The organism is Nocardia blacklockiae (assembly GCF_015477355.1).
GTDB classification, from domain to species: domain Bacteria; phylum Actinomycetota; class Actinomycetes; order Mycobacteriales; family Mycobacteriaceae; genus Nocardia; species Nocardia blacklockiae.
Map to the genome: position 1 here is coordinate 382,305 of NZ_JADLRJ010000004.1, position 12,046 is coordinate 394,350.

Below are 12,046 nucleotides of genomic sequence, written 5' to 3' on the forward strand. Positions count from 1 at the left end.
ACCGCTGCTCGAACACGTCGCGCGGGGTGAACACCACGCCGCGCTCCTTGGCCCGCGAGACCAGCTGGATCGACAGGATGCTGTCGCCGCCGAGGGCGAAGAACGAGTCGTCCAGGCCGACCTGCTCGAGGCCGAGCACATCGGCGAACACCTCGGCGATGATCGCCTCGGTTTCGCTGGCGGGAGCGCGGTATTCGCGTGCGGTGAAGACCGGTTCCGGCAGCGCGCGGCGATCCAGCTTGCCGACCGGGGTCAGCGGGATCTCGTCGAGCACCATGATCGACGTCGGGACCATGTACTCCGGCAGCGTGCCGCCGACGTAGTCGCGCAGCTCGTTCACGTCGACCGAGCGACCGGCGACCGGGCGCACGTAGGAGACCAGGATGGTCGAGCCGACCTCGGTCCTGTGGCCCACAGTGACCGCGAAGTCGACGGTCTCGTGCGAGGTGAGCGCGGTGTCGATCTCGCCCAGTTCGATGCGGAAACCGCGCACCTTGACCTGGAAGTCGGAGCGGCCGACGTACTCGACCTCACCGTTCTCGGTCCAGCGCACCACGTCACCGGTGCGGTACATGCGCTCGCCCGCCACGTACGGGTGGGCGACGAACCGGTCGGAGGTGAGGCCCGGGCGCGCGTGGTAGCCGCGGGTCAGCTGGATGCCCGACAGGTACAGCTCACCTGCCACACCCACCGGCACCGGCCGCAGCCGGGAGTCCAGGATCAGCGACTGCATGCCGCGGATCGGGCCGCCGATGGTGACCGTGTCGCCCGGCACCAGCGCGTCGCTGATGTTGGTCATGATGGTCGTCTCGGTCGGGCCGTACCCGTTGTGCACCGAGCGCAGCGGGCCGCCCTCGCCGAGCGGAATCGCCCACTTGCCGATGAGATCCGCCGGGACGGCCTCGCCACCGGCGACCAAGACCCGCAGGCTGTCGAGCCCGGTCGGGTCGATGGTCGCCAGGGCGGACGGCGTGATGAAGGCGTGCGTGACACCCTCGCCGCGGATCAGCTCGGACAGCTCCTCGCCGCCGTACACGCCGGTCGGCACGACCACCAGCGCGCCGCCCGCGCCGATCGCGAGCAGGAACTCGAGGATCGAGGCGTCGAAGCTCGGGGAAGCGAAATGCAGTGCGCGCGAATCGGAGTCGAGCGCGTACCGCTCGGCCTGCTCGGCGCTGAAGTTGGCCAGGCCGGCGTGGGTGACCACGACGCCCTTGGGCAGACCGGTCGAGCCCGAGGTGTAGATGACGTACGCCGGATGCGCCGGGCGCAGCGGGCGCACCCGGTCCGCGGCGGTCACGGCCGCGGCGTCGTAGGCGTCGAGATCGAGGTCCTCCAGGACCAGCCACTCCACCGATTCCGGCAGCTCGTCCCGCACGGCGGCGGTGGTCAGGCCGATCGGCGAACCCGAGTCGGTGACCATGTGCGCGATGCGGTCGGCCGGGTAGGCCGGGTCGATCGGCACGAACGCCGCACCGGTCTTCGCCACCGCCCACTCGGCGAAGTACGAATCCGCGGACCGCGGCACGGCGATCGCCACCAGGTCCTCGGCCCCGATGCCGCGCTCGATCAGCAAGCGCGCCAGGCGGTTCGAGCGTTCGTCGAGTTCGCCGTAGGACAGCCGGGTCCCCCGGAACACGACCGCGAGCGCCTGCGGATCCCGCGCGACGGCCTCGGCCAGCAGGTCGGGCAGGGTGCGCGGCGGCACCGCCGGGGCACCCGTGCGCGCCACCAGCTCCGCGCGCTCGGCCGCCTCGAGGATCTCCAGGTCGCCGACCGGAGCCTCCGGCCGGGTGACGATCTCGGCGAGCAGCCGCAGGAAGCGCTCGGTGAACCGCTGCACCGTGGCGTCGTCGAAAAGGTCACGGGCAAAGGAGAATTCGGCGAGCATCTCGGACCGGTCGGCCGCCTCGCGGACGGTCAGCGACAGGTCGAACTTCTCGATGCCGGCCTCGAAATCGACCGCGCCGACGCTCAGTTCGGGCAGTTCGAAGGCCGTCTCGGGCAGGTTCTCGAACGACAGCGCCACCTGGAACAGCGGGTGCCGCGCGGTGGAGCGCTCCGGTTGCAGCAGTTCCACCAGCCGCTCGAACGGGATGTCGGCGTGCGCGAAGGCCTGCAGGTCGGTGTCGCGGGCCTGCGCCAGCAGCTCGAGGAACGACCGCTGGCCGCGCACCTCGGTGCGCAGCACGACGGTGTTGACGAACATGCCGATCACGTCGTCGAGTTCGGCCTCGCCGCGACCGGCGATCGGGCTGCCCACGGCGATGTCCTCGGTGCCGGACAGGCGCGCCAGGAAGATCGCGAGCGCGGTGTGCACGACCATGAACAGCGTCGTGTTCTGCTCGGCGGCGATCAGCCGCAGCGCGGTGCGCAGCTCCACATCGATCGGGAAGACCACGCGCCCACCGCGATACGACGGCACGTTCGGGCGCGGGCGGTCGGCGGGCAGGTTCAGCTCGTCGGGCAGGTCGGCCAGCGCGGTGCGCCAGTAGTCGGCCTGCGCGGAGATGAGGCTCTGCGGGTCGTCCTCCGCGCCCAGCACCCGGCGCTGCCAGACGCTGAAGTCCGCGTACTGCACCGGCAGCGGGGCCCAGTCGGGGGCCTCGCCGGCGGCGCGGGCGGTGTAGGCGATCATCACGTCGCGGGTCAGCGGGCCCATCGACCAGCCGTCGGCCGCGATGTGGTGGGCCACGAACACCAGGACGTGCTCCGCGGTGCCGCCATTGTCCGAGGCCTCGACCACGCGCAGCAGCTGTGCCCGCAGGGGCACCTCGGCGGTCACGTCGAAGCCGGTGGAGACCAGCTCGGTGATGGTGTCGCGCAACGCTTCCGGCGACACCGCGACCGGGGTGAGGTCCGGCACGGCCTGGGCGGCGGGCACCACGATCTGGTGCGGCACGCCGTCGGCCTCGGGGTAGATGGTGCGCAGGATCTCGTGGCGCTCCACCAGGTCGCGCACAGCGGCTTGCAGCGCGTCGACGTCCAGCGTGCCGGACAGCCGCACGGCCACCGGCACGTGGTAGGCGGCCGACTGCTGGTCGAAGCGGTTGAGGAACCACATCCGCTGCTGCGCCAGCGACAGCGGCACCCGCTCCGGGCGCTCCCCCGCCACCAGCGCGGGCCGCCCGCCCGAGCCCGCGTGCTGCGCGACCCGCGCGGCCAGACCGGCCACCGTGGAGTGCTCGAACAGATCCCGCACCGGCACCCGGGCGTCCAGCGCGGCACTCAGCCGCGCGACCACCTGGGTGGCGATCAGCGAGTTGCCGCCGAGCGAGAAGAAGTCGTCGTCCGCGCCGACCCGCTCGACACCGAGCACGTCGGCGAACACACCGGCCACGATCTCCTCGACCGGCGTGGACGGCGCCCGGAACTCGCGCTGCGCGAAGGTCGGGTGCGGCAACGCCTTCCGATCCAGCTTGCCGCTGGTGTTCAGCGGGAACTCGGCCAGCTCCACGATCGCGCCGGGCAGCATGTAGGCGGGCAGCGTCCGCGACGCCGCCGCCAGCAGCTCGGCCTGATCGATCGCGGCGTCCGGCGCGGGCACCACATACGCGACCAGCTGATCGCCCAGATCCGACGCCAGCACCAGCGCGACGGCCTGGCTCACCGACGGATGCGCCAGCAACGCCGACTCGATCTCCCCCAGCTCGATCCGCTGCCCACGGAACTTCACCTGGAAGTCGGTACGCCCGATGTACTCCAGAACGGCCTGCTCGGCGGTTGCAGCCAGAGCCTCAACTTCGCCTGCCTGGCCTTCGGCTTCCCCTGCCAGAGCCTCGACTTCGCTTGCCCGGCCTTCGGCTCCCCCTGCCAGAGCCTCGACTTCGCTTGCCCGGCCCCCTTCTTCCATTGCCTGAGCGGAGCGAAGGCTCCACCGCACCAGGTCACCCGTGCGGTACATGCGCTCGCCGTCCCCGAAGGGGTTGGCCACGAACCGATCCGAGGTCAGATCCGGCCGCGCCACGTACCCGCGCGCCAGCTGATCGCCCGCGAGGTACAGCTCACCCGCGACACCGGCGGGCACCGGCCGCAGCCGCGCGTCCAGCACGTAAACGCGAGAGTTCCACTGCGGCAAGCCGATCGGCACGCTCGACCGCTCGTCGTCGGACGCGGTCCAGTAGGTGATCGAGACCGCGGCCTCGGTCGGGCCGTACAGGTTGTGCACGGCGGCGTCGGACACCGACCGCAGCGCGGCAACGGTTTCCGGCGGCAGCGCCTCACCGATCACGAACACGTCGCGCAGCGTCGGCACCGCCCCGGCCGGGGTGTGGGTGGCGAACACGGTCAGCATCGACGGCACGAAGTCGGTGACGGTGACCCGCTGCGCGGCAATGGTTTCCGCGATGTACTGCGGGTCGCGGTGACCGTCGTGGGTGGCGACCACCAGCTTCGCGCCCGCCCGCAGCGGCATGAAGTAGCCCCACAGCGACACGTCGAAGGTGGTCGCCGTCTTCTGGAGGTAGACGTCGTCGGCGCCCATCGGGTACTCGGCGAGCATCCAGCTGGTCTGGTTGTGGATCGCCGCGTGCGAGACCGCCACACCCTTCGGGCGGCCGGTCGAACCGGACGTGAAGATCACGTAGGCCGGGTGGTCCGGCAGCACCGGGGCCAGCAGCTCGTCCGGCTCCACCGGGGTGCCCTCGAAACCGTCGAGATCCACGGTGTCCAGGTGCAGCACCGGAATGTCGTCCGGCACCGGCACGGCGTCGGCGGTGGTGCTGAGCACGCACACCGGCTGCGCGGTCTCCAGCACGTGCGCGATCCGCTCGGCCGGATGATCGGGATCCAGCGGCACATACGCACCACCGGCGGTGATGATCGCGTACATGCCGACCACCAGATCCAGCGAACGCCGGATCGCCAGGCCCACCAGCGATTCCGGACCCACGTCCTGGTAGATCAGGCGACGCGCGAGCACGTTGACCCGCTCGTCGAATTCGCGGTAGGTCAGCTCGGTGCCCTCGTAGGACACCGCGATCCGGTCCGGGTGCGCGGCGACCGTGCGCCGGTAGCCGTCCAGCAGCAGTTCGGGCGCGACCTCGTGGCGGGTGTCGTTCCACGCCACCAGGATTCGTTCCCGCTCGCCGCCGTCGAGCAGCTCCAGCTCGCCGACGGGGGCCTGCGGCGCGGCGACGATCTCGCCGAGCAGCCGCACGAACCGGTCCACGAAGCCCTGCACCGTCGCCGCGTCGAACAGGTCGCTCGCGTAGGTCAGGAAGCCGTTGATGCCGGCCGGCGCACCGGACTCGTCGTAGCGGTCCGAGACGATCAGGTGCAGGTCGAACTGCGACTGCTGGGTGTCGATCTCGAGCGCCGAGACGGACAGTCCCGGTAGTTCGAGCGCCGCCAGCGCCAGGTTCTGGAACGACAGGCCCACCTGGAACAGCGGGTGCCGCGCCGTCGAACGCACCGGGTTCAGCACCTCGACCAGCCGCTCGAACGGCACATCGGCGTTCGCGAACGCCTGGATGTCCGTCTCGCGCTGCCGCGCGAGGAGCTCGGTGAACGACTCGCCCGCGTCGACCCGGCTGCGGAACACCAGGGTGTTCATGAACATGCCGATGAGGTCGTCGAGCGCGGCGTCGCCGCGGCCCGCCATCGGGGTACCGATGGCGATGTCGTCGGTGCCGGACAGCCGGGCCAGCAGCAGCGCCAGCGCGCTGTGCACGACCATGAACAGCGTCGCGCCCTCGGAGCGCGCCAATTCGGCCAGCGCCCGGTGGGTTTCGGTGTCGATGCGCACCTCGACCCGGCCACCGGCGAACGTCTGCACCGCGGGACGCGGGCGGTCCGAAGGCAGGTCGAGCTGTTCGGGCAGTTCGGCCAGCTGCGAGCGCCAATACGAAAGCTGTTGCGCCGCCAGCGATTCCGGGTCGGTCTCGCTGCCCAGCAGCGCGCGCTGCCAGATGCTGTAGTCCGCGTACTGCACGGCCAGCGGGGCCCAGCTCGGGGCCTCGCCCGCGGCGCGCGCCGCGTAGGCGGTCATCAGGTCGCGGGTCAGCGGGCCCATCGAGGAACCGTCGCCGGAGATGTGGTGCACCACCACGGCCAGCACGTAGTCACCGGCGTCGGAGACCCGGTACAGCCGCACCCGCAGCGGCACCTCGGCCGTCACGTCGAACGGCGTCGCGAAGAACTCGATGACGGCCGATTCGACTGCGGCCGAGTCGATCTCGTGCACCACCAGGTCCGGCGTCGCCTGCGCCGGGGACAGGATCACCTGCACCGGCTGCGGCGTGTCGGGCGCGTCCGGCGCGGTGGTCTCGGGGTAGACCGTCCGCAGCACCTCGTGGCGGGTGACCAGGTCACCGATGGCCGCCCGCAGCGCGTCGACGTCCAGTTCGCCGGACAGCCGCACCGCGACGGGCACGTTGTAGGCGGCCGACTGCTGGTCGAAGCGGTTCAGGAACCACATCCGCTGCTGCGCCAGCGACAGCGGGATCCGCTCCGGTCGCGGCTGCGCCACCAGCGCGGGCCGGCCACCGGCGCCGGCGTGCTGCTCCACCTTCGCGGCCAGACCCGCGACGGTCGAGGCCTCGAACACGGTGCGCACCGGCACCTGCGTCTCGAGCGCCGCGCCGATCCGGGCCGCCACCTGGGTGGCGATCAGCGAGTTGCCGCCCAGGGCGAAGAAGTCGTCGTCCAGGCCGACCCGGTCCGCGCCGAGCACCTCGGCGAACACGCCCGCCACGATCTGCTCGATCGGCGTCGACGGCGCGCGGAAGGCCGCGGCCTCGAACTCGGGATCCGGCAGGGCCTTGCGGTCCAGCTTGCCGTTGACGTTGAGCGGCAGGGCGTCCAGCACCACGAACGCGGACGGCACCATGTAGGAGGGCAGCGCCGCGCTGAGGGCAGACTTCACCTGCGCCACATCGATATCGGCTCGAATCGCCAGGTCCGAGCCCTCGGATTCGGCGTCGCGAACCTCCGCGGGCACCAGGTACGCGACCAGCCGGTCGCCCAGGCGCGCATCGGATTTCGCGAGCACCGCCGTCTGCGCGACCTCCGGCAGCGCCAGCAGCGCGGCCTCGATCTCGCCCAGTTCGATGCGGAAACCGCGGATCTTCACCTGGAAGTCGGTGCGGCCCCGGTAGTCCAGCTCGCCGTCGGCGTTCCAGGCCACCAGGTCGCCCGTGCGGTACATCCGGCCGCCAGCGCGGAACGGGTCGGCGACGAACCGGTCCGCCGTCAGGTCGGCGCGGCCGAAGTAGCCGCGCGCGAGCTGGGCGCCCGCGAGATACAGCTCACCCGCGACACCGTCGGGAACGGGGTGCAGGCGCGCGTCGAGGACGTACACCTGGCTGTTCCACTCCGGCGCGCCGATCGACACCGACAGCTGGTCGGCGTCGGTCACGCGGTGGCTGGTGATCGAGACCGCGGCCTCGGTCGGGCCGTACAGGTTGAACAGCTCGGCCTGGTTCGCCCGGCGGAACCGCTGGGCCACCGAGGCAGGCAGCGCCTCGCCGATGGCCAGCACCCGACGCAGCGACTCGGCCAGCGCCCCACCGGATTCGGTGAGCAGCGCGTCCAGCATCGACGGCACCACGTGCAGCGTGGTCACCCGCTCGCGCGCCATCAGCTCGTTCAGGTACGCGGGATCGCGGTGCCCGTCCGGCGTGGCGATCACCAGGCGTCCGCCGCACACGGCGGCCGACCAGAATTCCCACACCGACAGGTCGAAGGTCGACGCGGTCTTGAGCAGCACCGCGTCGTCGGCGGTCAGGCCGAATTCGGCGGTCTTCCACTGCAGCTGGTTCGCGATGGCGGCGTGCGGCACCGCCACACCCTTCGGGCGGCCCGTCGAACCCGACGTGAAGATCACATAGGCGGTGTTCGAAGGCCGCAGCGGCCCAACGCGTTCGGCGTCCACGACCCGCTCGCCGGAAAGCTCCGACAGTTCCAGTTCGTCGATCCGGACGACATTCGGCACCGTCCCGGACGCCGCGTCGGCGGCAGCACCCTCCGGATGCGCCGCGGCGACGGCACGAGCGTCGAATCCGCTGTCCGCGTTGGTCAGCACACACACCGGATCCGCGGTCTCCAGAATGTAACCCACCCGCTCGGCAGGCTGATCCGGATCCACCGGCACATACGCACCACCGGCCACCGACACCGCATACATCGCCACAACCAGATCCACCGACCGGCGGAAGGCCAACGCCACCCGCGACTCCGGCCCCACACCCAGCGAAACCAAATGCCGCGCAAGACGATTCACCCGCCCACCGAGCTCGGCATAGGTGACAGCGGCCCCGTCCGGACCCACCAGCGCCACCGCCTCCGGCGTCGCCGCGACAGTGCGATCCAACAGCGCCGCCAGCGTCGCCGCCTTGTCGGTCGCGTACCCGGTCGCATTGCGGCCCAGCACGATTCCGGCGCGCTCGGCGTCACCGAGCAGCCCCAGATCACCGACCGAGGTCCGCGGCCCGGCGACGATGCCGCTCAGCAGCCGCACGAAACGGCCGACGAAGCCTTCGACGGTCTCCGGGTCGAACAGGTCGCTCGCGTAGGTGAGGACGCCCTCGATACCGGTCGGCGCACCCGACTCGTCGTAGCGGTCCGACACGATCAGGTGCAGGTCGAACTGCGACAGCTGGGTGTCGAAGTCCACGCCCGACACGGTCAGCCCGGGGAGGTCCAGGGTCGACACGGCCAGGTTCTGGAACGACAGGCCCACCTGGAACAGCGGGTGCCGCGCCGTCGAACGCACCGGGTTCAGCACCTCGACCAGCCGCTCGAACGGCACATCGGCATTCGCGAACGCCTGAATGTCCGTCTCGCGCTGGCGGGCCAGCAGCTCGGTGAACGACTCGCCGCCGTCGACCCGGCTCCGGAACACCAGCGTGTTGACGAACATGCCGATCATGTCGTCGAGCACGGCCTCGCCGCGGCCGGCGACCGGGGTGCCGATCGCGATGTCCTCGGTGCCCGACAGCCGCGCCAGCAGCACGGCCAGCGCCGTGTGCACGACCATGAACAGCGTCGCGCCCTCGGACCGCGCCAGATCGACCAGCGCGCGGTGGGTTTCGGCGTCGATGCGCACCGGCACCTTGCCACCGGCGAAGGACTGCACCGCGGGGCGCGGGCGGTCCGACGGCAGATCCAGCTGGTCGGGCAGCTCCGCGAGCGCGGACTGCCAGTAGGCGATCTGCTTGGCAGCCAACGAATCCGGGTCTTCTTCGCTGCCCAGCAGCTCGCGCTGCCACAGGCTATAGTCCGCGTACTGCACCGGCAGCGGCGGCCAGTTCGGGGCCTCGCCCGCGGCGCGGGTCGCGTAGGCCGTCATCAGGTCGCGGGTCAGCGGGGCCACCGACGAGCCGTCGCCGGAGATGTGGTGTACCACCATGGCGACCACGTATTCGCGTGGTGCGCCGTCGTTCCCGGTCGCCACCTCGAACAGCGCCACGCGCAGCGGCACCTCGCTGGTGACGTCGAAGATGGTCGAGGTCAGCTCCACCACGGCCGCTTCGATCTCGGCGGGCGTGACGGTGCGGATCTCCAGCTCGGGGACCGCCCGCGCGACCGGCAGGATCACCTGCACGGGGCCGTCGTCGGTCTGCGGGTAGACCGTGCGCAGCACCTCGTGCCGCGCCACCACGTCGCCGATCGCCGCCCGCAGCGCGGCCACGTCCAGCTCACCGGTCAGACGCACCGCCATCGGCACGTTGTAGGCGGCCGACTGCTGGTCGAAGCGGTTCAGGAACCACATCCGCTGCTGCGCCAGCGACAGCGGAATCCGTTCCGGCCGCGGCCCGGCCACCAGTTCCCGGCGGCCGGAGCCGACCTGGCTCTCCACCCGCGCGGCCAGCGCGCCGACGGTGGACGCCTCGAACAGCAGCCGCACCGGGATCCGGGTGTCGAGCGCGCTGCCCAGCCGCGCCACCACCTGGGTGGCGATCAGCGAGTTGCCGCCCAGTTCGAAGAAGTCGTCGTCGACGCCGACCGGGGTGTCGACGCCGAGCACGGTCGCGAAGGTGTTGGCGACGATCTCCTCGATCGGGGTCGAGGCGGCGCGGAACTCCCGGACGCCGAACACCGGCTCGGGCAGCGCCCGGCGGTCGAGCTTGCCGTTCGCGCCCAGCGGGAGCGCGTCGAGCACCACGAAGGCCGCCGGGATCATGTACGAGGGCAGCACCGTCGCCAGGTGGGCGCGCAGGTCGGCGTCGAAGTCGGCACCGTCGGCCACGGCGCCGGCCACCGGCACGACGTAGCCCACCAGCCGGTCGCCCGTGCGGTCGTCGGAGCGCACCATGGCCACCGACTGCGCCACCGACGGGTGCGACCGCAGCGCGTGCTCGATCTCGCCCATCTCGATGCGCAGGCCGCGCAGCTTCACCTGGAAGTCGGTGCGGCCGCGGTAGCTCAGCGCGCCGTCGGCGTCGCGCACCACCAGGTCGCCGGTGCGGTACATGCGAGAGCCGTTGCGGCCGAAAGGGTTCGCGACGAATCGGTCGGCGGTCATGTCGGCGCGGCCGAAGTAGCCGCGCGCCAGCTGCTCGCCCGACAGGTACAGCTCACCCGCGACACCGGTCGGCACCGGGTGCAGCCGCGCGTCGAGCACGTAGGCGTCGGTGTTCCAGACCGGGCGGCCGATCGGCACGGCCGTCGCCACGGCGTCCGGCACGACCGCGTGGGTGGCGTTGACGGTGAATTCCGTCGGGCCGTAGAGGTTGATCAGCTCGACGCCGGACACCCCGAGCCGCCGGAACGCCTCCACCGCGTCGCCGGTGAACGCCTCGCCGCCGACCAGCAGCGCGCGCAGTGAGCTCAGCGCGTCGGGGTCGGCGGTGGTGGCGAACACCGTCAGCAGCGACGGCACGAACGACGCGAGGGTGATCCGCTCGGCGGGGATGACCTCGGACAGGTACGCGGTGTCGCGGTGCCCGTCGGGCACGGCGAGCACGGTGCGGGCGCCGGTCAGCAGGGGCGCCACCGGTTCCCAGACCGAGGCGTCGAAGGTGGCCGGGGTCTTGTACAGCACCACGTCCTCGGCGTTGATCCCGAATTCCGTGATGAGCCAGCGCATCTGGTGATACAGCGCGGCGTGCGAGATCCCGACGCCCTTCGGGCGGCCGGTGGAGCCGGAGGTGAACAGGACGTAGGCCAGGTGCTGCGGGCGCAGCGGCGCGACGCGCTCGGCGTCGGTGACCGGTGCGTCCGAGTAGCCGGACAGCTCCAGCTCGTCCAGGACCAAGGAGGGCAGCCCGGCCGCCTCGAACGCGTCGCGGGAGGTGGTGAGCACGCACGCCGGGGTCGCGGTCTCCAGCACGTAGGCGATGCGCTCGGCGGGCAGATCCAGGTCCAGCGGGACGTAGGCGCCACCGGCCTGCCACACCGCGTGGATCGCGACGACCAGGTCCAGCGACCGCCGCATGCCCAGCGCGACCCGCACATCGGGACCGACACCGGCCTCGATCAGCTTGCGCGCCAAGCGGTTCACGCGGGATCCGAATTCGGCGTAGGTCAGCGACACCGGTTCGGCGACCGGGCCGGACTCGGCGTTCCCGGCCGAGCGGTCCACCACCGCGACGGCGTCGGGCGTGGCCCGCACCTGCGCGGCGAACGACTCGACCACCGACGCGGCCGGGTCGAGCCGGTGCTCCGCGCCGTTCCAGCCGCGCAGCTGCTGCGCCGCCTCGGGCGCGTCGAGCAGCGGCAGGTCGCCGACCGGGCGGTCCGGCATCGCCGTGACGGCCTTGAGCAGCCGCACGAACCAGCGGCCGAACCGCGCGACGGTGTCGGCGTCGAACAGGTCGGTGGCGTAGACGAACTTGGCGGTGATGCCGGCCGGCACGGCGGTGCCGTTGCCGTCCGGCTCCGGGGCCCGCATCCGCTCGGTGAGTTCCACCGCGAGGTCGAATTTCGCGGTCTCGATGGGCAATTCGAGCCCGCCGACGGTCAGGCCCGGCAGCTCCAGGGTGATCTGGCGGGTGTTCTGCAGCGACAGCATCACCTGGAACAGCGGGTTGCGCGCCTGCGACCGCCGCGGGTTCAGGATCTCGACCAGCCGCTCGAAGGGCAGGTCGGCATTGCCGAACGCCGC

At 71.6% G+C, this 12,046-nt stretch carries 1 protein-coding gene (running past both ends of the window); it reads right to left on the reverse strand.

This entire window lies inside a single protein-coding gene on the reverse strand: locus tag IU476_RS14730, encoding a non-ribosomal peptide synthase/polyketide synthase (RefSeq protein ID WP_195100451.1). The 51,984-nt coding sequence extends 14,885 nt beyond the window's left edge and 25,053 nt beyond its right edge, so the window shows coding positions 25,054–37,099 — codons 8,352 (complete) to 12,367 (partial); the first complete codon in reading order (the gene reads right to left) occupies positions 12,044–12,046. The start codon and the stop codon both lie outside this window.